At 35.3% G+C, this 26,698-nt stretch carries 23 protein-coding genes; 1 reads left to right on the forward strand and 22 read right to left on the reverse strand.

The window, feature by feature from the left end; genetic code table 11:
- Window position 1: 1 nt before the first annotated feature.
- The 22 genes from I567_RS10995 to I567_RS11095 form a co-directional block, all read right to left on the reverse strand.
- A complete protein-coding gene (locus I567_RS10995; RefSeq protein WP_016252298.1) occupies window positions 2-964 on the reverse strand; it encodes an L-lactate dehydrogenase in 963 nt (320 codons plus the stop codon).
- Window positions 965-1,048: 84 nt separating this feature from the next.
- Window positions 1,049-1,363, reverse strand: coding sequence for a pyridoxamine 5'-phosphate oxidase family protein (locus tag I567_RS11000; protein ID WP_016252299.1), 315 nt, complete (start codon window positions 1,361-1,363; stop codon window positions 1,049-1,051).
- A gap of 27 nt (window positions 1,364-1,390) precedes the next feature.
- Window positions 1,391-1,522, reverse strand: a complete 132-nt coding sequence (locus I567_RS13060) for a pyridoxamine 5'-phosphate oxidase family protein (protein WP_016252300.1) — start codon at window positions 1,520-1,522, stop codon at window positions 1,391-1,393.
- Between the two features lie 12 nt (window positions 1,523-1,534).
- Entirely contained in the window at window positions 1,535-1,945 is a 411-nt protein-coding gene (locus tag I567_RS11005) for a peptide deformylase (protein WP_016252301.1), read from the reverse strand.
- Window positions 1,942-2,571, reverse strand: a complete 630-nt coding sequence (locus I567_RS11010) for an HAD family hydrolase (RefSeq protein WP_016252302.1) — start codon at window positions 2,569-2,571, stop codon at window positions 1,942-1,944. Before I567_RS11010 ends, I567_RS11005 begins: the two co-directional genes overlap by 4 nt.
- 41 nt (window positions 2,572-2,612) lie before the next feature.
- Window positions 2,613-3,044 carry a hypothetical protein gene (locus I567_RS11015; protein WP_016252303.1) on the reverse strand — a complete coding sequence of 144 codons (432 nt, stop codon included), beginning with the start codon at window positions 3,042-3,044 and terminating at the stop codon, window positions 2,613-2,615.
- Window positions 3,045-3,133: 89 nt separating this feature from the next.
- Window positions 3,134-3,763 (reverse strand): NAD(P)-dependent oxidoreductase, encoded by a 630-nt coding sequence (locus I567_RS11020; RefSeq protein ID WP_016252304.1) that lies wholly within the window; start codon window positions 3,761-3,763, stop codon window positions 3,134-3,136.
- 204 nt (window positions 3,764-3,967) lie between these two features.
- Window positions 3,968-4,186, reverse strand: coding sequence for a hypothetical protein (locus I567_RS11025; protein WP_016252305.1), 219 nt, complete (start codon window positions 4,184-4,186; stop codon window positions 3,968-3,970).
- Between the two features lie 250 nt (window positions 4,187-4,436).
- Window positions 4,437-4,877, reverse strand: a complete 441-nt coding sequence (locus tag I567_RS11030; RefSeq protein WP_016252306.1) for an Rrf2 family transcriptional regulator — start codon at window positions 4,875-4,877, stop codon at window positions 4,437-4,439.
- A gap of 109 nt (window positions 4,878-4,986) precedes the next feature.
- Window positions 4,987-6,798, reverse strand: a complete 1,812-nt coding sequence (locus I567_RS11035; protein ID WP_016252307.1) for a glycoside hydrolase family 13 protein — start codon at window positions 6,796-6,798, stop codon at window positions 4,987-4,989.
- Window positions 6,799-6,802: 4 nt separating this feature from the next.
- Entirely contained in the window at window positions 6,803-9,214 is a 2,412-nt protein-coding gene (locus I567_RS11040) for a glycogen/starch/alpha-glucan phosphorylase (protein ID WP_026209931.1), read from the reverse strand.
- Between the two features lie 127 nt (window positions 9,215-9,341).
- On the reverse strand, window positions 9,342-10,772 hold the full coding sequence (gene glgA / locus I567_RS11045; protein ID WP_016252309.1) for a glycogen synthase GlgA: 1,431 nt from the start codon (window positions 10,770-10,772) through the stop codon (window positions 9,342-9,344).
- A gap of 7 nt (window positions 10,773-10,779) precedes the next feature.
- A complete protein-coding gene (gene glgD, locus I567_RS11050; protein ID WP_016252310.1) occupies window positions 10,780-11,925 on the reverse strand; it encodes a glucose-1-phosphate adenylyltransferase subunit GlgD in 1,146 nt (381 codons plus the stop codon).
- Window positions 11,915-13,057, reverse strand: coding sequence for a glucose-1-phosphate adenylyltransferase (locus tag I567_RS11055; RefSeq protein ID WP_016252311.1), 1,143 nt, complete (start codon window positions 13,055-13,057; stop codon window positions 11,915-11,917). The genes glgD and I567_RS11055 overlap by 11 nt, the downstream gene beginning before the upstream one ends.
- 51 nt (window positions 13,058-13,108) lie before the next feature.
- Window positions 13,109-14,995, reverse strand: coding sequence for a 1,4-alpha-glucan branching protein GlgB (gene glgB, locus I567_RS11060; protein ID WP_016252312.1), 1,887 nt, complete (start codon window positions 14,993-14,995; stop codon window positions 13,109-13,111).
- Window positions 14,996-15,469: 474 nt separating this feature from the next.
- Complete coding sequence (locus I567_RS11065) at window positions 15,470-16,276, reverse strand: DUF1803 domain-containing protein (RefSeq protein ID WP_016252313.1); 807 nt, start codon at window positions 16,274-16,276, stop codon at window positions 15,470-15,472.
- 76 nt (window positions 16,277-16,352) lie between these two features.
- A complete protein-coding gene (locus I567_RS11070) occupies window positions 16,353-17,282 on the reverse strand; it encodes a manganese-dependent inorganic pyrophosphatase (protein WP_016252314.1) in 930 nt (309 codons plus the stop codon).
- Between the two features lie 88 nt (window positions 17,283-17,370).
- Entirely contained in the window at window positions 17,371-18,138 is a 768-nt protein-coding gene (gene pflA, locus I567_RS11075; protein ID WP_016252315.1) for a pyruvate formate-lyase-activating protein, read from the reverse strand.
- A gap of 153 nt (window positions 18,139-18,291) precedes the next feature.
- A complete protein-coding gene (pflB, locus tag I567_RS11080; protein WP_016252316.1) occupies window positions 18,292-20,574 on the reverse strand; it encodes a formate C-acetyltransferase in 2,283 nt (760 codons plus the stop codon).
- Between the two features lie 283 nt (window positions 20,575-20,857).
- A complete protein-coding gene (parC, locus tag I567_RS11085) occupies window positions 20,858-23,305 on the reverse strand; it encodes a DNA topoisomerase IV subunit A (protein WP_016252317.1) in 2,448 nt (815 codons plus the stop codon).
- A gap of 17 nt (window positions 23,306-23,322) precedes the next feature.
- Window positions 23,323-25,365 (reverse strand): DNA topoisomerase IV subunit B, encoded by a 2,043-nt coding sequence (gene parE, locus I567_RS11090; RefSeq protein WP_016252318.1) that lies wholly within the window; start codon window positions 25,363-25,365, stop codon window positions 23,323-23,325.
- 99 nt (window positions 25,366-25,464) lie between these two features.
- Window positions 25,465-25,881, reverse strand: coding sequence for a CoA-binding protein (locus tag I567_RS11095; RefSeq protein WP_016252319.1), 417 nt, complete (start codon window positions 25,879-25,881; stop codon window positions 25,465-25,467).
- A gap of 153 nt (window positions 25,882-26,034) precedes the next feature.
- Here I567_RS11095 and plsY point away from each other — a divergent pair, with 153 nt between their 5' ends.
- A complete protein-coding gene (gene plsY / locus I567_RS11100) occupies window positions 26,035-26,679 on the forward strand; it encodes a glycerol-3-phosphate 1-O-acyltransferase PlsY (protein ID WP_016252320.1) in 645 nt (214 codons plus the stop codon).
- Window positions 26,680-26,698: the final 19 nt, after the last annotated feature.

The raw sequence follows: 26,698 nt of genomic DNA on the forward strand, positions 1-26,698 counted from the left end.
ATTAAGCCTCGTAACTATCTAATTGCGGATAAAAAGCTTGTAATAATTGTGCTGATTTTTGTAAGCCAGCTAATTCTTCATCGGTTAACTTAATTTCCACAATTTCTTTGGCACCTGTTGAATCAACAATTGTTGGTACACTTAAGAAGGCTTTTTCAACACCGTATTCCCCATTTAATTCAACAGTTACTGGATAGATACGATTTTCGTTAAAGAGGATCGATTTTGCAATAGCCGTTGTCGCAGCCGCAATACCGTAACAAGTATTCCCTTTACGATTAAAAATTTCCCAACCAGCTTTGATCGTTTTTTGTAATAAAATATCTTTCGTTACATCTTTTGTACGGGTCGCATTATCAGCTAGCACATCTTCTACCTTCTTACCGCCAATGGTTGCACTACTCCAAGCCACCATTTCGCTATCACCATGCTCACCAATAACAAAAGCCTGAACACTCTTAGAATCCAAATCATACATTGCGCCTAATTCACAACTCAAGCGGGCACTATCAACAGTTGTACCACTACCAATCACACGATGAGCGGGTAGCCCTGATAATTTACGTACATAATAAGTCATAATATCTACTGGGTTTGAAACGATTAAAAAGATTCCATCAAAACCAGAGGCCATCACACTGTTCACGATGCTAGTCATGATATTAATACTTGGTGCTAACATCTTCAAACGGTCATTCGATTCTTTTGGCATAGGTGCTGAAGCCGTGATAATCACGATATCTGCATCTTTACAATCACTATATTCCCCAGCTGTTACCTTAATATTTCGATTTAAAAAATGAATGGATTGTTGTAAGTCCATCGCTTCGGCATAGGCTTTTTCTTTATTCACATCGATTAAAACAACCTCTGCACATAATCCTTGACTAATAATACTATAAGCAGTTGTCGCACCTACATTACCGATACCGACAATAGCTACTTTTGAATTTTTAAAATCCATGATAATCCTCCAATTATTACATGTAATTTCATTGCTTATTTATTCTATCACAAAAATTTTCAAGATGAAACGAATCTGCCTTTGCTACTTTTCATGACGTTTTGCCGAATAATTTTGAATAATCACCTTTATCACTTGAACACGACCAACCATTTTTTCATTAAATTCAAAATCACGGTTCGTTTGTGTTTTCATCAGACATTCCATCGCTCGTATCTTTTCTTGTGAATCAATCACAATGTATGCTTGTCCTTCTCCCATCAATGAACCAAAAGCAGTAGAATACTTACATGGATTATCGCCTCCATCGATTGCTTCTACATCCGCGGTAATTTCGATAAAAACATTTGGATTATGGGCAATCACATCAAACTTTCTTCCCGCCTTAGCCCCATGCATAAACAAAATTAGTTGTTCATTTTGCCATTAATAGCCGTAATTTAAGGGTACGATATAAGGAAAATCACCATCAATCATGCCAAAATGCACGACTTTACCTTTTTCTAATATTTCTTCTATTTGAGCTAATTCCGTCACTTCTCGATCTTTTCGATGCATTTTTTAACCTACTTAAATTAATATTCCTTTACAATGATCGATTTCATGTTGGATAATTTGTGCTGTAAAATCAGTAAAGGTAGCACGTTGTTTTTTGAATTGATCATTAAAATAGACTACTTCTATTTTTTGATAACGAATGGTGGGACGTACACCGACTAATGATAGACAGCCTTCCTCAGTTTCATATGGGTTTTCTTTTTTTACAATTTTAGGATTATACATCACAACTGGACCTGCAGGCGTTTGAATAGCGATGATTTGCTTTTGGACACCAATCATATTCGCAGCTAGTCCGACACATCTCTCCTGATTTGCTTGAAGTGTGTCCAATAAATCTTGCGCATGTGGTTTATCCTGCGCCGTTGCACGTTGACTCGGTTGTTGTAAAAAGAAAATATCGTGATTGATTTCTCGGATCATTGCTCACTCAACCTTCCATGCTTACTTAATAATACTTTCAAATCTGCTAAAGCTTGGTTCTCCGATAAAACTTGAATGCCTTGCATACCCAAACTTTGTGCGGCTTCAATATTACCTTTAATATCATCTAAAAATACGCAATTTTGAGCCTCTAGCCCATATTTATCCAATAGATACTGATAAATTGCTACATCAGGCTTCACCATTTCTACTTCATAAGATAATATTTTTCCGTCCAAGATTTCATCAATGGGTAAGTAGCCTTTTTTTGCTAAATCATAATAAGACGCCGCAGTATTTGAGAGCACAAAAAGTTTATATCCTTGCTTTTTTAATTCTTGCGCATAGTCTTGCATTTTGGAAAAAACATCTGCATACTCATACCAATGATAATAAATTTGTCGTAAACTTTCTTGATAAGAGTCATCTAAAAGCGCCAAAGACATATGATAGGCCTTATCTGCATCTAATTCACCGGTATCTTGTCTTGGCCAATAACCCGAAGTAAAAATAGCTGTTCTTAACTTGGCAATTCGTTCTTCATCTGTTTCAATTAAATGTAAAAATTTCTCTGGATTCCACTCAATTAGTACGTTGCCCATATCATAAATAATTGTATCTATCATTTTAATGCCCCCTTACTTTATTCTTTGCACAAACCTTTAATCTAAAAAAACTGTTGCCCTATTCGGATAATCATTTCACCAAAATTAAATATTTCTACTTGAGCAGATACAGGAATTTTATTTTTCCATAGCCAGCCAACAAAAAATGTGGAATAGCCATTATGCAACTCAGTGATAATTTCAAATTCTTGATGATTGTACTGTTGAATAAAGTCCTGCATGGCTATCCTTTGTCCTGAAAACTTTTCCTCTGAAAGTACACCATCATAAACCAAAACCCAACAATCTTCCAAATGACACCTTGTAAAAATAACTTCTGCTTCAAATCCTTGTTCTTCTCCACTCTTAGAATAGTGAAAAACTTTATCCACAGTAAAAACCAGATGATCATCCGCTAAAGTAATTTTCTTGATTCTGCTGTCATGAAGACCATACTCAGTAATTGAATTTCTATTTCTAATCATTTCCCTCATGAAAATTGCTCCATTCCTTTTCGTTCATTATAACAAAATATTGGTGTAAAAAAAATAAGTGAATGATTGACCATCCACTTATTACTAAATTATTTCGCTAACACACTGATACGCTCTTTGATATGATGTCCCTTTTGTGCTTCATCCACCATTGCGATGGCATAATCCGCATAACTAATGACACTTTCTCCACGATCATTTACAGTAAAGACTTCACCTGCTAAAAGGTAATCTCCTGTACGCTTTCCTTCTACTTGGAAATCGGCAGCAGGTGATACATATGTCCAATTAACATCATTACGCGTTCTCAAGTAAGCCAAAGATTCTCCCATCGCATTAGCCACTGGTAAATAACTTTCAGGAAAATCAGGAGTTTGAAATAATTGGGTTGTTAAAGAATCATCTACATACAAACTACCAGCCCCACCAACAACCAATAAGCGTTTTTCGGTATTTGCTACTAAATTACCTAATTTTTTTAGTGATTCTGTATGAAGTGGTAAAGTTTCAGGCGTCCAAGCACCAAATGAATCAATGACCACATCCACATTGGCTAAATCTTCCTTGGTTAAATCAAATAAATCCTTTTGAATAAATGCAATTCCTTCATTCTGATTAGCTGAACGTGCGACGCCAACTACTTCTAAACCACGACTTTTTGCTTCTATAATAATTTCTTTCGCAGCTTTTCCATTTGATCCGATAACCATTAATTTCATAAAAATATCCTCCAAATAGTTGTAATGATTTTCGTTACAACAAGAATATAACTTATTCATGTTGTAATGTCAATAGTTACAACTAAGAAATTTTGTAATTATCCGTAAACTACTCCTCTCTTCTGTTTAAAGCTTTCAAAACGAACCAAATGAAAGGTGCAAACGACTTAAATCATAAAAAAAGCACCTAGTAAATACTAAGCGCTACTTTAATATTCGTATTGATTTGATTTGGCTTTCATATAAAGTAATTTCTAGTGGGGCACCGAATTTTCGATTGATAAGATCAATATTTATCTCATCTTCTTCCTCATTGTCGACTTCATCTACAAAATCATAGACATAACCTCTATAGATTCTTCCTTTTGTATCAATAACTTCTACATTCTCACGTAAATAATTCCATAATTTAAGACCCGCCATTTACATCTCCCTTTTTCATAGTTAGTCAATCACTTCTATTGATACAATTTCATTTTCAGCATATGCATAAAATTCAATAATAATTTCATCATATCCATCAAGTGTATAACCGTCATTTTAGTCTTCTACTACACCAATAACTACAGTATTATCTTTTAATACAACCTTTACTTTTTTCCTACATATTGCCATAATTTCATTACAATGACACCTCATTACACTAGTTAAACCTTTAAAAAGAATAAAAAGATTACTGACTTTTTTCTATCAACGCCTTTGTATCATCCAAAATATCTTCTAGTGTCATAGACTTCATTTTTACCTCCATCGCTTTTTGAATCTCTTCTAATCTATTGTCCAATACCTGATGTATATTTCTTCCTACTGGACAATCTGGGTTAGGTTGATCATGAAAACTAAATAATTGTTGATTCTCAATACTTTCGACTGCATTAAAAACATCTAATAGCGTCATTTCTGCAAGTGGCCTAGCTAATGTTGCACCGCCTGAACCACGCTGAACTTGTACTAAATCAGCATTTTTCAATTGTCCTAAAACTTTTCGAATAATGACTGGATTGACATTTACACTTCTAGCAAGAAATTCACTGGTTACTTTATGCTCGCCCTGAAAAATACTAATGCAAGTCAAAGTGTGAATGGCAATCGTAAACCGACTAGAAATTTGCATACATTTCACCTCGCAATTTAGTATAAGCAAATATCGTTGTAACGTCAATGATTACAAAAACAACCTTTGAAAACAAGCACTAACATTGCGTTTCCAAAGGTTGAAAAGATTATTTCGTAATAAACTCGGTAGTATGTGGCAATAACACCACATCTCTGACTAATTTTGTGAAGATTTGAAGCTGTTCATCAGGAAGATTTAGGGTAGTCAGTTGTTCTAACTTAACGGTTTGATTGACAGAAGAAAGATTAAGAAGAAGAAGACTCATCTCATTCTGGTTAAATCGCACAATACCAAAAATATTTTCATCGTAAAAGAGCGCAAACTCTCCATCAATTAATACTTTTTGCGCATTGCGATGACTAATCCAACGATGATAAATTTGATAACTTGCTTCATTCACACTTTCCCACGGATAAAATTTCCGATTTTGCGGATCTTTACCACCAGTTAACCCAGCCTCATCGCCATAATATACACAAGGCACACCAGGTACATACATCATCATCGCCACAGCTTGTTCTAATTTTTTCACATCTTCATGAAGCATGGTCGCAATTCGTTCGGTATCATGTGTCCCTAAATTATTAAACAAATTATAGAAGATATCACGAGGATAATTTTCATATAATTGCATAAAGCGATGTGCAATTTGTTTTGGCGTTTTCTGATGGTTCAAAAGTGCTAATACTGCATCTCTAAAAGGATAGTTCATCACACTATGCAAATGATCACCAAGAATATATTTTCGGCGCGTGTTATAGGAAACCTTGTTGGAGGCATCTTCCCAGACTTCACCAATTAGTACTTTATCTTTAAAATGATTTAATTGATGACGAATCCCTTGAATAAATTCATCCGGAAGTTCATCCGCAACATCTAAACGCCAACCATCAATTCCTTTATCCAACCAGTGAGCAACGACACTTTCATCTGCTTTAAAGATAAAATCTTGAAAACTTTCATCTTCTTTATTGATTTGAGGTAAATCCTTTATCCCCCACCATGAGCGATATCTATCTGGATAATGATCAAATTCAAACCAACTAAAATACAAACTATGCGGATTACGTGCAGCACCATTATGTTTACCGTATGCACCGTCATAGTTAAAATATTGACTATGACGGCCCACATGACTAAAGACACCATCTAAAATCAAGTGCATATTATTTTTGTGCAACTCATTCACTAGCGCTGAAAAATCTTCATCCGTTCCTAAGACAGAATCAATCTTAAAATAATCGGCAGTATCATAGCGATGATTACTACGAGCTTCAAAAATCGGATTCAGATAAAGAGCATTCACACCTAATTTTTTTAGATAAGGAATTTTCTTCATAATCCCTTTTAAATTACCACCATAAAAATCCCAACGCACAACTTCACCATCAGAATTTTTGATATACATAGGTTCATCTTGCGTTTGCCCATAAATGAAACTATTTGGTTTTGGTTGATTAATTACGCCATTCTCGTTACCATTATAAAAACGATCAGGGAAGATTTGATAAAAGACACTTTCACGATACCATTTAGGTGCTGCATCTTTTTGATTGAAGCAAGTTAGTTGATAATCCCATACAGCCTCAGCACAATCATAAATTTGGCCGACACCTCCAAGCTCATTCGAACCATAATAGACGCTACGAGCTTGTCCATTTTCTTGATAAATAATCTCAAATGAATAGTAGTAGAGGCCGGCATTTTTTCCTAATTGATATTGGCATTGATAAAGATCTTTACCAACCAAGTGCATATCAATTTGCTGATTTTCATGTCCATCTTTATGAATGGCTAAACTAACACGGTGCACATCAAGCCCACTCACCCGTATCGTGAAGCTAACAACTTTTCCTTTTTCAACTGCTCCAAATGGTCGTTTATATTTACTGGACCAAGGATTGTAATAAATCTCCAAAATCTTAATTCCTCTTTTCCTTATGAAGGTTCACTGGTGCAATTTGCCAGATATCTTCAGCATATTTCATTACTGTGTAGTCAGCAGAGAAGATACCAGATTTCGCAGTATTCGTCAAGCTCATCTTACGCCATTTTGTTTGATCTAAATAATCTTGACTGACTTGTTCTTGAACTTTACAATAAGGTTCAAAATCTTTTAATAAGAAGAATTCATCATTATATTTCAATAGAGAATCAAAAATTTCTTGACCTTCACGTTGAATATTTGGAATCGTACCATCTACAAAGGCATTTAGCACCCGACGAACGACTGGATCTTGATCGTAAATGGCTTGAGCAGAGTAATCCCCTTTTTCATAATAGCGATAAACTTCTTCTTCAGTCAACCCAAAGACATATATATTATCTGCCCCCACATAATCGCGAATCTCAACGTTTGCGCCGTCCATAGTTGCCATCGTCACAGCACCATTCGCCATTAATTTCATATTACTTGTACCAGAGGCTTCTTTAGTTGCTAGCGAAATTTGTTCACTGACATCTGCTGCTGGAATAATGATTTCGGCAAGTGAAACATTGTAGTTTGGTAAGAAAACAATCTTCATCTTATCGCCAATATCTGGGTCGTTATTGATTAAAGTGGCTGTTTCATTAATTGCTTTAATAATTGATTTCGCATAGGTGTAGCTTGGAGCAGCTTTTGCACCAAAAATCCAGACCCGTGGTACAAAATTACGATTTGGATCATCTTTTAAATCTAAGTAACATTTCACAATATGCAATAAATTCAATAATTGACGTTTATAAGCATGTAGACGTTTAATTTGTACATCAAAAATAGCATTTGGATTAACTTCAATATTGCAAGTTTCTTTGATGTATTTAGCAAGACGAACTTTATTTTTATGTTTGGTATCGGCTAATAATTCTAATAAACGGTCATCATCGTAATAATTCATCAACATTTGTAAATCCGTTGGTTCTTTGCGCCATGAAGTGCCAATTGTTTCATCTAATAGACCAGCTAAAGGTTCATTAGATAATTGTAACCATCGTCTTTGTGTAATCCCATTTGTTTTATTATTAAAACGTTCGGGATATAGTACATAAAAATCATGCAATACAACTGATTTTAATAAGTCAGAGTGAAGTTTAGCTACACCATTTGTACTATGACTACCAATAATACTCAAGTTCGCCATATGAATTTGGTCTCCTTGAATAATACGTGTACGTTGAATTAAATCATCTGGGTATAAACCTTGTAAATTTGTCACAAAACGACGATCAATTTCTTCAATTATTTGATACATTCGAGGCAAGTGATATTTCACCATCGAAACTGGCCATTTTTCAAGTGCTTCTTGCATGATAGTATGATTTGTATAGCTCATCATACTTACTGTTAATCCCCACGCTTTTTCCCATGATAAATCGAATTCATCAAGTAAAATACGCATCATTTCAGGTACACATAAGGCTGGGTGCGTATCATTAATATGAATAGCAATATATTCATTAATACGACTAATTGGCATTTTCGTTTTCTTGTAGTAACGAATAATACTTTGAATCCCTGCTGAAACAAAGAAATATTCTTGAGTTAAACGAGTTAAACGTCCTTGTTCATTGGAATCATCTGGATATAATACAGCAGTTAAATCTTCAACCATGCGTCGTTCTTCAATACTACGATATTTTCCTTCTTCAGAGGCTGGAATTTCTACACTCCATAGACGTAAAGTATTTACTGTATCATTTTCATAACCAACAACACCTGTATCATATGGCACAGCTTTTAAGATTCGTTCGTTTTCGGCAACTGGTTTTAAACTACCATCAGGCATCTGTTTCATATAAACGTTACCACCGAAATGAACATTGACCGATTCACTTTCACGACGAACTTCCCATACATTGCCACTCTTTAACCAAGCATCTGGTAATTCAACTTGGTAGCCATCGACAAATTGTTGTTTGAATAAACCATAGTCATAACGAATACCATTTCCGTTACCTGGTAATTCACGGGAAGCCAAACAATCTAAGAAACAAGATGCTAAACGACCTAAGCCACCATTTCCTAAAGCCATATCATTTTCGACACGAAGGACATCGTCAAAATCAAAGCCAAATTCTTCTACAGTATCACGCACCATATCCAACATACCTAAGCTTAATAAATTACTCTTCAACATTCGTCCTGGCAAAAACTCAATAGAAAAATAATAAGATTGTTTTTGTTTATGTTCTAAATAACGTTGACGTGTACGGTGCCATGAATCCGCATAGCTTGCTCGTACAATTTGACCAATAGCAACAAACAACTCATTTGGTGTTGCTGTTTCAATTTCCATCGCAAAATTTTCTCTTAATCTTTTTCTTAAATCTTCAATAAATTCATCACGTGTCATTACTTGACGTTCCGACATCTTCTTTTCCCCCTCGTTATGTATGTCTAAATAAATCAAATGACATTGAAAGGCAAAACTCCAAAAAGATGAAACCTCTTGGAAATTTTGCCTTATTCATCTTTAAACATTAAAGGATTGAATTATATAATTGTAAATAAATCATACAACTTTGATGCCAACTGAAATCACGACTCATCGCATTTTGAACCAATTGATTCCAATATTGCCGATGATTTGCATATAAATCAACAGCTTGTAAGAGTGTTTGCATCATAATAAATGGTCTAAAGTCATTAAATCCAAATCCCGTACCTTCATTGGTAATTGGGTTATAAGGAACAACTGTATCTTTCAAACCACCGATTTCATGAACAACAGGTAAAGTACCATATCTCATCGCCACCATTTGTGATAAGCCACATGGTTCAAAAGCAGAAGGCATTAAGAATATATCTGAGCCCGCATAAATCAATTGAGCCAAACCTAAATTGAAATCAATATTGATTGCACATTTTTCTGGATAACGTGCCCCAATTTGACTAAAGGCAGCTTCAAATCGCGGATCACCTGTACCTAACAAGACAAATTGAACATCAAATTGCAATAGATTTTCTAACTCTTCCACAACCAAATGGAACCCTTTTTGGTAAGTTAGACGACTAACCACCCCAATGACTGGAACATCTTCACGTTGTGGTAAATGCATCTTTTCTTGCAATAGTCGCTTGTTTTCAGCTTTACCACTTAAATCCTCTTTTGAATAATGATAGGATAAATGCCTATCCGTTTCTGGATTATTGACTTCCATATCAATACCATTGACAATCCCCGATAATTTACTATTCTCCATTCTTAAAATGACATCAAGTCCACAACCAAATTCACGAGTTTGGATTTCTTGTGCATAAGAAGGTGAAACTGTAGTAATCTTATTGGCATAAAGAATTCCAGCTTTCATAAAGTTTACACAGTTTTCAAATTCAATGGTACCATCATCGTAACGCTCAGCTGACATACCAAATAAATCGGATAAGACGATACGATTATACTTGCCTTGGAATTCCAAATTATGAATGGTCAAGACTGTTTTAATTGGACGATACGCTTCAATCCAATGATATTTTTCACGTAATAGAAATGGAATCATTGCTGTATGATAATCATTTACATGCAAGATATCTGGAATAAAATCAACTCTTTCCATCATTTCAATAATGGCTTGTTGAAAAAAGGCAAATCTTTCACCATCATCATAATATCCATATAATTGATCACGATTAAAATAGTATAAGTTGTCAATGAAATAATATCTGACATCCCCTAATTTCAAAGTTTTAATGCCACAATATTGACTGCGCCAACCCACTTTTACTTCAAAATTTAAGACATTCTCTACTTTTTCTTTATAAGATTCATTCATCTTTTTGAAGTATGGCATGACTACAGCAACTTCCACGCCTTCTTTGGCTAAAGCTTTAGGAAGTGCACCAGCGACATCACCTAAGCCACCTGTTTTAAAAAATGGCGCACATTCACTTGCTGCAAATAAAATTTTCATTAATTCATTAGCCTCCAATAATATCTTCTGTTACATTGCTTGCTTTAGATACCACTACTGGATTTTCAGGTGTACCAATAATTGAAACATGGTCTGATACTTTACAATCTTTATCTAAAATTGCATATTGAATTTTGGCCCCTTCTCCTATTACACAAGAAGAATGAACTAAGGAATCTTCAATTTTAGCACCTTGTTTAACCACTACTGTACGACCAAGTAGCGAGTGAACAACTTCACCTTCAACTTCACAGCCAGTACCAAACTGCGCGTTATTAACAACCGCAGAATCAGAATAGTAAGTTGGAAATTCATTATGAACTTTTGTATAGATTTTTTGATTTGCATACATTAATGAATTGAACTTAGCTGGTATCAACATATCCATATTTGCTTTATAGTAAGATTTCACATCAAAAATGTTACTTAAATAACCAGTATATTCATACGCAGTAGCATTTTCATCAATCATTGAACGCAAACAACTTTCCACGTGAGTCCCTACACCATCTTTTTGACTTTGACGTAATGCTGCTAAAAGACGTTCAACTTTTACAATGTAAATATCGGTACAAAGATTGGCAATTTCACCATCAGCAACATCTTTTCCACTAGTTTTACTTGCTACTTTGCTATCTTCATTAAAATTCAACACCAAATCGGTATCGTAAATATCTTCTTTTGGCATTTTTTTGTAAACAACGGTTAAATCACTATGGTCTTCATGTAATAAATGAATGTTTAATAAAGCTTTTAAATCAATATTACATAGAACTTTGCTACTGAAATAAACCATATATTTTGATTTTGCTTTTTCTAAATAATCAATAACAGCATCGTGATAACCATTATGATCTTTCATTTTTTCTGCTTCTCGTTCAAACAAATAAATGAAGAAACGGTTATTGATACCGTCAAGATTCCATTCGGTCCCACCACCTAAATGGTCAAAGACAGAACGACTTTCATCATAGTTAAATACCATAAATACTGAATGGATATTAGCATTAGCGATAGATGATAAATTAAAGTCAATTAAACGATATTTACTATCAAAAGGCAAGGTTGCTACGGGGCGATGATCCGTTAATGGAGCTAACCCCTCATAATTATGCAGATTTCCTAAAAAAGCACACATTCTATTAGTCTTCATCAGCAGCCACTCCAATCACTTCAGAATATCCAACGACAGCAATTTCATCTGTACCATCGATTACTGCGTTATCACCAATAATTGCATTTTCACCAATAATGGCACGGTTAATCGTTACATTTTTACCAATTGTTGCGCCAGACATAATCACACTGTCTTTTACACTCGCACCTTCTTTTACTTGCACTTCATCAGAAAGAATAGAGTGATCAACGGTACCAGCAATATAACAACCATCAGAAATCAAGGAGTTTTTAGCTGAACCAGTTTCAGTAATTGAATGAGGTGGCGCAATACGGTTTTTAGAATAGATTCGCCATGATTTATCACGCATTGCTAAATCTAGGCTAGGATCAATGAATTCCATATTTGCTTCCCACAATGAATCGATGGTACCCACATCTTTCCAATAACCACTGAAGCGATAAGCAACCACATTTTCACCACTATCAAGGTAAAATGGAATGACGTTTTTACCAAAGTCATTCATATCATTTTCTTTTGTATGGCTGTTCATCAAAACATTGCGTAAACGGCCCCAGTTAAAGATATAAATCCCCATTGAAGCCAAATTATTTTTTGGTTCTTTTGGTTTTTCTTCAAATTCAATGATACGATCATTTTCATCAGTATTCATAATACCAAAACGTGAAGCTTCATGCATTGGTACTTCAATAACTGCCACCGATAACGAAGCATTATTTTTCTTGTGGTTTAACAACATATCTTCATAGTCCATTTTGTAAATATGGTCACCAGACAAGATAAGCACATATTGAGGGTCCATTTGATCAATATAATCAATATTTTGGAAGATAGCATGAGCAGTACCTTCAAACCATTTACTACCTTCTGAACTTGAATAAGGTTGTAAAACAGTCACCCCTGTATTAATCCCACTCAATCCCCAGCTAGAGCCATTTCCGATATGGCTGTTTAAGGCAAGTGGTTGATACTGTGTCACAACACCTACATTTTTAATACCGGAGTTCGCACAATTACTCAATGTAAAATCGATGATACGGTAACGACCTCCAAAGGGAACAGCTGGTTTGGCAATATTTTTTGTCAATTTTCCTAAACGGGTACCTTGACCACCAGCTAAAATCATTGCAAGCATTTCAGTTTTCATTCATTCGGTGAAATAATTCACCTTTCCCTCCTTTCGACAGCACAGCAAAATTTATTTAGAACGAACATTCACTTTCTTAGGTTTTATAATTAAGGCACCTAACGAAGGAACAATCGTCTGAATCTGATAGTGAAAATCCTTATATGCTTTTTTCTCTGCAGTCATCGGTGCATTTGGTTTCACCCAAGTTCCGCCAAATTCTGCCATTTCGGTATTTAGTAATTCCTCGTATTCACCAGCATAAGGAACACCAATCACAAAGTCTTTACGTTCAACAGGTGCAAAATTGATAACAAAAATCAAGAAATCTTTTTTAGTCTTGCCGCGACGAATAAAACTCAAAACAGAATCTTCACTATTATCTGCGTCAATAAATTCAATCGTTGTATTTTCATCATCTAATTCCCAGAGTGAACGTTCATCATGATACAGTTGATTTAAAACTTTGGTGAAGTGTTGCATTTTGGCATTCATATCATCTTGTAAATCACGCCATTCAAGACCTTCAGCATATTTCCATTCCAAAAACTGTCCCCATTCACTCCCCATAAAGAGTAATTTTTTACCTGGATGAGCTATTTGGAAAGTATACATATTACGAAGATGAGCGAATTGCTTGTAACGATCGCCCCACATCTTATGCATTAAACTCTTCTTACCATGAACCACTTCGTCATGAGAAAGTGATAGAATAAAGTTTTCGTTAAACATGTACATAAAAGAGAATGTGGCTAAGTTGAAATGATATTTACGATAGACTGGATCCATCTCATAAAATTTCAAGATATCATTCATCCACCCCATATTCCACTTGTAATCAAAGCCTAGCGCTCCTGTTTCAATCATGCCAGTAACCTTGGTATCAGCAGAACTTTCTTCAGCAATCATAACAACTTCTGGATGAGCCAATTTGATCACTGCATTCATCTTTTGTAAGAAGTAATAGCCTTCTAAATTGCGATTACCTCCTTCATGATTTGGGTGCCATTCACCTTCGTCGTAATCGCGATAAATCATATTAGAAACCGCATCTACCCGAATACCATCTAAATGGAAAGTCTCTAACCAAAACATCGCACTAGACAGAATAAAACTTTGAACTTGTGGTTTCCCTAAATCAAAATTAAGTGCACCCCAACGGATATTCTTTGCGCGCCATTCTTCTTGATATTCATAAGTTGGCGTACCATCATAATACGCTAAGGCATCATAATTCACACAAAAATGTCCAGGAACCCAGTCCATAAATACACCAATATTGTTTAAATGACATTGTTCGACAAAATCTTGAAACTCCTCAGGTGTACCATATTCATGCGCTAAAGCAAAATAGCCTGTGGTTTGATAGCCCCATGAAGCAGCTAAAGGATGCTCGGTCAACGGCATGAACTCCACATGTGTATAATGCATTTCTACCAAATAAGGAATTAATTCTTCCGCCAATTCACTAAAAGTATAGGCAGTACCATCTGCATGACGTTTCCATGAACCCGCATGTACTTCATAGATATTCATTGGACGTTTAAAGAAATTGGAACGTTTTTGACGACCTTTCCATAAACCATCTTTCCACTTTTTAGCCGGTAAATGGTAAACTTCAGCAGCATTGTTTGGTCTTGCTTCATAGCGGATTGCCATCGGATCAAACTTCATGCATTCCGTGCCATCAGCTTGACGAATCTTATACTTATAAAGCTGACCTTTAATATCCTGGTCGACAGAAATCTCCCAGATGCCAGAATCTCTCTTGTTCATCGGCATGGAATCGTCCCACTGATTAAAGTCTCCTTGTAACCAAACTTGTTGCGCATTTGGTGCCCAAACTCGGAAAGTGTAGGACCCATCTGCAAACTGACAACCTAACAGATGATGCAGATAAAAATTTTCACCTGTCAAAAAATGTTGCTCAGCTTCTAAAAATTCTTTGGTACTTGTCATAAAATCGCCTACCCTTATTAACCATTTCTTACCTATTAGAACATTTAATAGATAAATAACAACTAACAATTTACAATATCAGTATAACACTTCCTAAAGATAATAACTAATAAAATTGTGCAAATTTCTTCAAAAAAAAATATTATTCCGAATATAAAACAGTTTACTTAAATATTATTAACTAATATTCCTAATAAAATTAGCATTATTTAGCTCCTACCAATTCGATATTGACAAATCATTAATTTTATTTAGCAAAATATTTTTCACAAGCTTACCGGATATAACAAAATATGCTACTTTTTCTGAAAGTTACAAAAAGTTATTGTAAACGCATAAGATAACTTTAAAAAACGTTTGAAAGATTGTGAATAGCGTTGTTTTATTTTTCATATTTTCGAAAATTGCAAAAAAATAGTCTGGATTATTCCTTATCTAGAAATAAATTCAGACTATCTCAAACAATATTTATTTTTAATTACCCACGTTTTCTAATGATATATTTTGAATTAAATTTACATTGTTATTATTTAGAATTTGCGTCAGTAGCATTCTTTGTTCGCAAGCCGATTTTTGAGCAAACCTTTCTAGTAACACAGGTGCAATATTTACATGTGAATCCAATAACAAATTTGGCGCGAATACTAATTGTTCTTCTCTTTGTACAAAGCCAAAATGGATTGCTGACTGAACAAAGATAGAATCCCTGATACGACGGCGTTTATGTAGAATTTTATCGAATAATGCTTCATATTGGTCTAATAAATATTGCGCATCGACATCACCCAACAAGTTATACATGTCCATATATTTGTCTAAATGCATTTGCTGCTGACAGGCTTGTAAATATCCTGCAAGATGTTGCCCAGTTACCTCATTATAAAGCATCTCGATATGCATATATCCATTCGATAGTACATCAAAATGAGCAAACATAGCCATATCCATCGCATAAAAGCTATCATTTTCTAACGGTTTTAAATTTCTAGATAATTCAATCATAGTCGTTGGATCAACAACCTCGTTAAATGCATTATCTTTGATGATTTCACTATAAATTGGGAAATGCAAAGTATATCTTCTTGCTTGACGCCTAATCAGACCATAAGCAATTAAAGTATCTAAGCGTTTATCAAAATGTGCATCAGTAGTTAAATCAGCTTTTAATTGACGTAGCGTAACATCTTGGTGTGTATTTAAATACTGTACCACTTCCATAAAAAAAGAGCTATGAATTAATGGTGCTATTTTCTGGAATTTTTGTCCATAAAAGAATTCCATAAAAACCTCCAAACATCCTAAAAAAATAAAAAATCAGCAAAAAGCATAATGCCTTCTACTGATTTTAAGTCTTAACTTAACCTTCAAATGCAGCAGTTAATTGAGGAACCACTTGTTTTTTACGTGACACAACACCTTTTAATAGTGCACGGTTGTTGTCAAGAGTCACATTAAAGGCTTTCTCAACATTTTCTTTTGGTTCACCCACAATTAAAATTTCAGAATCACTATCTAAAATATTTGTAACGACCAACACAAATAAATCATAGCCATTCGCAGTATTTGCCTCTTGCATCGCTGATTCTAACTCAGCTTGACGTGCAAAGACTTCAGCTAAATCAACAGTATTTACTTGAGCGATTCTTAAGTTGCTACCACCCATTGGGAAGCTTTTAGCATCTAAATCAATTAAGTCAGATGCTGATTTTGTTCCTAAGTTTGTACCTGCTTTTAACATTTCCAAACCATAGCCTTCTAAGTCAACACCAGCAATCTCAGCAAGTTCTTTTGCAGCTTTAACATCTTCTTGCGTACAAGTAGGTGATTTAAATAATAAAGTATCAGATACAATCGCAGAAAGCATCATTCCCGCAATATTTTTTGGCACTTCAACATTATTTTCCTTATATAGTTTCAAAATGATTGTTGAAGTACAGCCAACTGGTTCTGCACGATAATATAATGGATTTGCTGTTTGGAAGTTTGCAATACGATGATGATCAACAACTGCTAAGATTTCCACTTTTTCAATATCAGCAGCACTTTGTTGGAATTCATTGTGGTCTACCAACATCACTTGTTCCACTTCATTAGCCACAGTTTCAACCACACGTGGGGCAGTTAACCCAAAGTGATTTAAGGCAAAAGCTGTTTCTTCATTTGGTTCACCTAAAGCCACTGCCTCAGCATCTTTACCTAATTCTTTTTGTAAGTTCGCAAATGCAATCGCTGCACCAATTGCATCAGTATCTGGATTTTGATGTCCGAAAACTAAAATTTTTGACATTTTCTCCACTCCAATCTATTTTATCTAATCATCATGATAACAAAAATAGAGAAAGAATCAATATAAAAATCAATTCTTTCTCAAAAAATTAGTGCGCTAAATAGCCTTTGTATTGATCTACATGTAACAACTCACGCGCATTTTTAATTCGATCTTGTTCTGGTGGCTTAATCCCTTCCAATGGATATTCCAAACCTAGTTTATCCCATTTAAATTTACCCATTGTATGATAAGGCAATACTTCCACTTTTTCGACATTATTTAAAGTTTGAATAAACGCATCCAAACGAATCAAGAATTCATCATAATCGGTTCTTTGAGGAACTAAGACATGACGAATCCAAACGGGTTGACCGACCTCAGACAAATATTGAGCCATTTCTAAAATATTGTCATTACTTTGACCAGTTAATTCTTTATGGCCTCGATTATCAATGTGTTTAATATCAAACAAAATCAAATCAGTATATTGAAGTAATTCATTAAATTTGCTAAAAAATGGTTCTTCTTTAGTAAATGGTTTCCCACAAGTATCAATTGTGGTATGAATACCTAGTGCTTTAGCCTTTTTAAATAAATCTAATAAAAAGTCCAATTGAAGTAATGGTTCGCCACCACTAACGGTAATTCCGCCATCTTTACCCCAATAAGCACGAAATCGCAAAGCTTCTTGTAATACATCATCAGCCGAACGTTCCTTTGAAGTATCAGTTTTCATCTTCCAGGTATCTGGATTATGACAAAATTGACACCGCATTTTACACCCTTGAGTAAATACAACAAAGCGTACTCCAGGGCCATCTACGGTACCAAAATTTTCTGTGGAATGTATCATCCCTAATGCTGAATCTGACATAATCTTACTTCCTTCCAATCTTTCTTGACTTAACTAAAACGAAAAATCAAGAAAAACAACGAATTTTTCATCAAAATAGTCGAAACCATAGAATGAAATCTAGAAAAAAAGGATGACAAAGAACTTGCCATCCTTTCAAAAATCAACAAATAATTATAATCTATCGTGAGCAGTTCTTGAGATAACGTCTGCTTGTTGTTCAGGAGTTAAATCACGGAACTTAACAGCGTAACCAGATACACGAATTGTCAAGTTTGGATATTTTTCTGGATGAGCTTGTGCATCTAGTAATAATTCATTTGTAAATACGTTAACGTTTAAGTGGTAACCACCTTTATCGAAATAACCATCTAAGACATTACGTAAGTTTGCAATACGAGTTGCATCATCTTTACCTAATCCATTAGGGTTAATTGTTTGAGTATTTGAAATACCATCTAATGCATTGCGGTAGTTCAAACGAGCAGTTGAGTTAAGTGATGCTAATAATCCATTCTTTTCACCTAAGAATTTACCATCACGATAACTTGGGTTAGCACCTGGAGCTAAAGGTTTACCAGCACGACGTCCATCAGGAGTATTACCAGTAGCTTTACCATAAACTACATTTGAAGTAATTGTTAATAGAGATGTGGTTGGTGTAGAGTTACGGTAAGTATGTTGACGTTTGATTTGTGTCATGAAGTATTCTAAGATCCAGTTTGCCATTGCATCTGCTTCTTCATTATCATTACCATAAGTCGGGAATTCATTTTGTGGTACATAGTCAACTGCTAAACCATCTTCATCACGAATGACTTTAACATTACCATGTTTGATTGCCATGATAGAGTCTGTAGCATGTGAGATACCAGCAATACCAGTTGCGAATGTACGACGTAAATGAGAATCCATGAATGCTAATTGAATAGCTTCATAAGCATATTTATCATGCATATAGTGGATAACATTTAATGTATTTACATATAATTCAGCTAACCAGTCTAGGATATCTTTGTATTTTTCCATAAATTCATGGAAATCTAGAGTATCACCAGTCATTGGGCGGAATTTAGGAGCAACTTGCATCTTAGTCTTTTCATCCACACCACCATTAATAGCATAAAGAACAGCTTTAGCAAGGTTAGCACGCGCACCGAAGAATTGCATATCTTTACCCATTACAGTTGCAGATACACAACATGCAATTGCACAGTCATCTGAACCCCAGTTAGCACGTAATAAATCATCATTTTCAAATTGGATTGATGAAGTTTCTTTAGCAATACGAGCTGCGAATGTTCTGAATCCTTCTGGTAAACGAGATGAATAAAGAACAGTTAAGTTTGGTTCTGGTGATGGTCCCATGTTGATTAATGTGTGTAAGATACGGAAGTCGTTCTTAGTAACTAATGAACGTCCATCAATACCCATACCAGCGATAGATAATGTAGCCCAAATTGGGTAACCTGAGAATAATTGGTTGTATTCAGGTGTACGTGCGAATTTAACCATACGTAATTTCATAATTAAGTGGTCAATTAATTCTTGAGCTTCAAATTCAGTAATCACACCGTTTTCTAAGTCACGTTGGATGTAGATATCTAAGAATGCTGAGATACGTCCGATTGACATAGCCGCACCATTTTGTGATTTAATTGCACCTAGGTAACCGAAGTATAACCATTGGATAGCTTCTTGTGCGTTTTCGGCTGGACGAGAAATATCAAATCCATATGAAGCAGCCATTTTCTTCAAGTCATTTAATGCACGATATTGTTCAGCGATTTCTTCACGTAAACGAATCACATCATCAGTCATGACTTTGTTACCAGTTAAATCATGGTCTTTTTTCTTTTGTTCCATTAAGTAGTCGATACCATATAAGGCAACACGGCGGTAGTCACCGATGATACGTCCACGACCATAAGCATCTGGTAGACCAGTGATGATTTTGTTTTTACGAGCTAAACGCATTTCATCAGTATAAGCATCGAATACACCTTGGTTGTGTGTTTTACGCCATTCTGTGAAAATCTTAGTCATTTCAGGATCAGCTTCGTAACCATTTGAAGTTAAAGCTGAGTTTGCCATACGGATACCACCAAATGGCATGAATGCTTGTTTCAATGGCACATCTGTTTGTAAACCAACGATTTTTTCTTCTTCTTTAATTAAATATCCAGGACCATGAGAAGTTAATGTAGCAGGAATGTTGTTATCCATGTCGTACACACCGTTTTGTTGGTGTTGCACTTCAAATAATTCTTGTAGTTTTGTCCAAAGTTTGTCAGTACTTGGAGCAGCTGGTTGTAAGAAGCTGTCATCTCCACGATATTCAGTGTAGTTTTGTTGGATGAAAGAACGAGTGTTGATTTCTTTTTTCCAATCGCTTCCCTTAAAGCCCTTCCAAGCAGTTTCGTTAAATGTTTCTAATTTGTCTGTAACTGATGTCATTATCAGGTCCTCCTTAATACTTATCAAAGGTATGTAACAGTTTTTACATGTTCAGTATAACACATAGGCAGATTAATGCAAGTGTTTTCATATATATTTTTTTAACAAATTTCAAAAAATAATAGTATAAAAATACCTAGATACTGATAAATCAGGCTTTTTATAATTGTGAAATAGATATTTTTGTTTAAAAGATTTTTTGAAAAATTTAGCACAGAATAATCTCTGTTTTGATACAGGGGTATTCTGTGCTATCATTTTTGTAACAGTTTTCTAAATTAAGTTATTCATTCGCAGGCTCCGGAAAAATGACTTCAACACTGGTCACATCGCCACCGTCCGTTTCATTCATCATCATTGAACCGTTGGACGTCCGCCCACCAATTGGAAACTCAGTAGGATGAAGCTCATATACTTCCCCTTTTTGATTTTGCATCTGATAGGTTTGCTCTTGCCCTTCTCCCATAAAAACGACGCGATGTGGATGGTTTTTCAATTCGCGAAAGACCATTAATCCACGACCAGCGCGATTAGCTGAAGGCAATTCTTGTGCAAGCATTCTCTTCACTGCACTTCTTTGTGAGACTAAAACAACTGGCGTATCTCCATTTGAGTACACTAACAAACCATTGACAATATAATCCTCGTCTTTTAAATTCATTGATTTGACACCTGCAGCTTTCGGACCACTAACAGGCACTTGATCTAAACTAAAACGTAAACCATATGCTTGATGAGTCACTAAAAAGACATCTTGTAAATCTTGCTCTGAAGTAAGGTAGATATTGACTAATTCATCTTCGCCTTTTAGATTCATGACAGTACTTGCCTTTGATTTATACGTACGCCATGGTGTTAACTCTGCAAATTGCACTTGTTTTATCATGCCATATTTTGATATCAAGACTAACGTTGGCTCTGGGGTTAACTCTTTATAGCTAAATGCTGCAATAATCGTTTCATCCATTGCTAATTTCGTAATTGTTTGCGAAATATGCTCACCAATTTCTTTCCATTTCAAATCAGGAAGCTCATGAATTGGTCGATAAATGACATTTCCTTTATTCGTAAATAGTAATAGATGATCCAGTGTGTTTAATTGTTCACAGTAAAGTAAACAATCACTTTCTTTCATCGCAAGCTCATTAAAATCAGAGGCTGCATAAGAACGTAAACTACTGCGCTTCACATAACCTTCTTTTGTCACAGTTACCATTACATCCTCAGAAGCAATTAAGACTTCGGTTTCAATCTTAATTTCTTCAATTTCTGCTTCAATTTTTGTCAAACGTGGATTACTATATTTTTTCTTCACAGCTTTTAATTCTTGCTTAATCACGCGCATCAACTCTGCTTGTTCATGTATAATCTTTTGTAACTGGGCAATTTTTATAGCCAGTTCCTCAGCTTCTTTTTGCAACTGCGTAATATCTGTATTCGTTAAACGATATAATTGCAAGTTCACAATGGCTTCAGCTTGAGGTTCCGTAAATTGATGCATCATAATCAAATTATTTTTGGCATCTTTTTTATCCTTGCTTTGACGAATGGTTTGAATCACTTCATCTAAAATCGACAAAGCTTTCATCAATCCATCGACAATATGTTGACGATTTTGCGCTTTTTTTAAATCATATTGACTCCGACGCAAGACAACTTCTTTGCGATGTTCGATATAACTATGCAAAATATGCTTCAAACCAACTTGTTGAGGGCGCATTTCATCAATAGCCACCATATTAAAGTTATAGTTGATTTGTAATTCAGTATTTTTATATAAATAATTTAAAATTCCTTCTGCATTGGCTTCTTTTTTTAGCTCAACAACAATCTGTAAGCCAGTGCGGTCACTTTCATCGCGCACTTCAGCAATTCCATCAATCTTTTTATTGATGCGAATTTCGTCGATTTTGCGAACTAAATTTGCTTTATTCACTTCATAAGGAATTTCATTGATGACTATTTGTTGTTTATTTCCTTTAATATCTTCAATTCGTGTTTGCGAGCGAAGAATGACTTTACCACGGCCGGTTTGATAAGCTTGTTTGAGTTCTTTGGTCCCTTGCAAAATGCCGCCAGTTGGAAAATCAGGCCCTGGTATATATTTCATCAATTGATCCAAAGTAGCATCTGGATGATCAATCAGATAAATCGTACCATCAATGACTTCACCTAAATTATGTGGTGGAATCTCGGTGGCATAACCAGCTGAAATCCCTGTCGAACCATTGACCAATAAATTAGGAAAACGAGCTGGTAAGACAGTTGGTTCTTTTTCGGAATCGTCAAAGTTCCAAACCATATCAACTGTCTCTTTTTCAATATCCGCCAACATCTCACCACTTAATTCAGACAGACGGGCTTCTGTATAACGCATGGCAGCTGGTGGATCGCCATCCATACTCCCATTATTTCCGTGCATCTCAATAAGAATTTCACGTAACTTCCAGTCTTGACTCATCCGCACCATGGCTTCATAAATACTACTGTCCCCATGCGGATGGAAAAAGCCCATAATATTTCCGACAGACTTAGCCGATTTACGAAAGGCTTTTTCAAAAGTATTGCCGTCTTTATTCATCGCAAATAAAATACGACGCTGCACTGGTTTCAAACCATCACGAATATCAGGCAATGCACGCTCTTGAATAATATATTTTGAATAACGTCCAAAGCGATCTCCCATGACCTCTTCAAGCGTCAACTCTTCAATATTATGCTCTTGCTCCAAAAAAAAAGCCTCCTTAACTAAATATCAAATATACTAATTTCTTCATATTTTGGATTATCTTGGGAATGATTATCATGCTGCGTTTCGTGCGTCTCATGTAAATCATCAATCGCCTTCCGATCTAAAATACTACCATCTTCTTCTAACGTGAACTGCACATGACTTTCAATCCATTTACGTCTTGGTTCAACTTTATTCCCCATCAATGTCGTTACACGTCGTTCTGCTTGAGCCGCATCATCAATTCTGACTCTAATTAAAGTACGTGTTTCTGGATTCATAGTCGTTTCCCAAAGTTGTTCGGCATTCATTTCACCAAGTCCTTTGTAACGTTGAAGCATATAACCTTTACCAACTTTTTTAATCTTTCCAGCTAATTCTTCATCAGTCCACGCGTATTCAATGACTTGTTTTTTACCAGTCCCTTTAGATACCTTATAAAGTGGTGGTAAAGCAATATAAACTTTCCCTGCTTCGATTAAAGGCTTCATATAACGATAGAAGAATGTTAAGAGTAATACTTGAATATGCGCACCATCTGTATCCGCATCGGTCATAATAATGATTTTATCATAATTGCAATCCGCTACGTCAAATTCTGGACCAACCCCAGCACCAATGGTATAAATCATCGTATTAATTTCTTCATTTTTTAAGATTTCTTGCATATTGGCTTTTTCAGTATTTATGACTTTCCCACGCAATGGTAAAATCGCTTGGAATTTACGGTCACGACCTTGTTTTGCCGAACCACCAGCAGAATCCCCCTCGACCAAATATAATTCATTCTTTTGGGCATTTTTAGATTGAGCTGGAGTAAGTTTACCAGATAAGAGCGATTCACCTTTTTTCTTTTTCTTACCAGTACGGCTTTCTTCTCGAGCTTTACGGGCTGCTTCTCGAGCTTCTCGGGCTTTGATGGCTTTTCGAACGAGCATTTGACTCAGTTCACTATTTTCTAGTAAAAAGAAACTAAACTGTTCTGAAATCGTCGCATCTACGGCATTTCTGGCTGCTGGTGTCCCGAGTTTACCCTTTGTTTGTCCTTCAAATTGTAATAAGTTTTCGGGAACCTTAATAGAAAGCACCGCTGCTAAACCTTCGCGGAAATCACTACCTTCAAGATTCTTATCCTTATCTTTCAGTAAGTTAACTTTTCGTGCATACTCATTGAATGATTTCGTAAGCGCCGTTTTAAAACCAACTTCATGTGTACCACCATCTTTGGTACGGACATTATTCACAAATGATAAAATATTTTCAGAATAGCCATCATTATATTGGAAAGCGACTTCCACTTGCATCCCATCTTTTTCACCAGAGAAATAAAGAATCGGGGTCAAATCATCTTTTTCTTCGTTCAAATAAGCAACAAATTCCTTGATGCCTTCTTCATAATGGAAAACTTCCTCAACAGGCTCGTCTTTACGTAAATCTGTTAAAGTAATTTTTACATCACGTAACAAGAAAGCCGACTCACGCAAACGCTCTGCTAAAGTTTCATAAGAGAATACAGTGGTCGAGAAAATACTAGCATCGGGCTTGAAATGAACGGTTGTACCATTTTTTTCTTTGGTTTTGCCGACTTTTTTCAAGGTTGTTGTAGGTTTTCCTCCATCGGCAAAGCTTTGCGTATATTTGTAACCATCTCTAACAATCGTTACATCTAATTCACTAGATAAAGCATTGACGACACTGGCACCTACACCGTGCAAACCACCAGATGTCTTATAGCCACCTTGACCAAATTTACCACCAGCATGCAATACAGTAAAAATGACTTCAATGGTTGGAATTCCTGAAGCATGCATTCCGACTGGCATCCCACGACCGAAATCTTGCACGGTAATACTATTGTCTTTTTCAATTGTGACATTGATTTGATTACCAAAACCAGCTAATACTTCATCGACAGCATTATCTACAATTTCATAAACTAAATGATGTAGACCGCGGCCATCCGTAGAACCAATATACATCCCTGGACGCTTGCGAACTGCCTCAAGTCCTTCTAATACTTGAATGGATTGATCATTATATTCATCTATTTTTTTTGTCAAAATGGTCGCTCCTTGTCTTGCTTATTTTTTACATCTTTAAAGACACGCTTACTATTATATCACACCAGCCGAAGAAAACTAGCAAAAAATAGCAAACTTCTAATCTTCTAACAAACGTTGATATTCAATCTTAATACAACGATTCATAATATATGCTTTATGATGCTTTTCTAAAATTTCGGCAGCTTCATCATTTTCAATTCCTAGTTGCGCCCAATAAACTTTTGCATCAGTTTTGACAAATTCTTTTGCAATATCAGGTAAAAACTCGCTACGTCTAAAAATATCAACAATATCAATTTGCTCAGGCACTTCCGCTAAAGAAGCATAAACTTTTTCACCAAGGACTTCTTGACCTGCTAATACCGGATTGACCGGAAAGACACGGTAGCCTTTCTCTTGTAAAAAAGCGGCAATGCGGTGGCTCGTCTTTTCTGGATTGGCACTTAAACCAATCACGGCAATATTCTTGCTATTTTCTAAAACGTTCTTTAGTTGTGTATCATTTAGTTGCATATCAATCGCTCCTTCATTTATATATATCCTGATTATATCATATTTATTTCATCCATTTATAGTTTACTTAATTGATATTTTAATCAAACTTCCATTGTTGTTATATTAATTTCATGGTACAATCGAGCTAGTTTATTAAAAAAGGTGGCAATTATGACAAAATATTATTTATTCTTAGTCGCTTATCTGTTAGGCTCGATTCCATCAGGTGTCTGGATTGGCAAAATATTTTACCACAAAGATATTCGTCAATTTGGGAGCGGGAATACCGGAACGACGAATACTTTCAGAGTTTTAGGCAAAAAAGCTGGAATTGCGGTCTTAATCATCGATATTCTAAAAGGAACACTTGCAACCATGTTACCGACGTTATTTGGTATCACTCAGGTCAACCCGCTTATTTTCGGTGTAGCAGCAATTATCGGACATACTTTCCCTATTTTTGCTCATTTTAAAGGTGGTAAAGCAGTAGCGACTTCTGCAGGAATGTTACTAGGTTATCAACCAATCTTTTTTATCTATTCTTGTGCGATTTTTATCATTTGTTTATTCATCACAAGTATGGTTAGTCTTTCAAGTATGATTGCAGCTATATTGATTACTTTATCAACTATCTTTTTACCCTATATTTGTCCGGTACTTTTACCAAAACATAATTTATTATTAACAATTATTGCAATTTGCGTATCAACATTTATTTTTTATCGTCACAAAGATAATATTAAACGAATCAAAAACGGTACAGAAAGTCGTGTGCCGTTTGGTTTAAATAGCAGCAAAAATAATCCACAAAAATAGTCCTTCATAATCGAAGGAC

Source organism: Enterococcus cecorum DSM 20682 = ATCC 43198 (assembly GCF_000407565.1).
Classification (GTDB): domain Bacteria; phylum Bacillota; class Bacilli; order Lactobacillales; family Enterococcaceae; genus Enterococcus_E; species Enterococcus_E cecorum.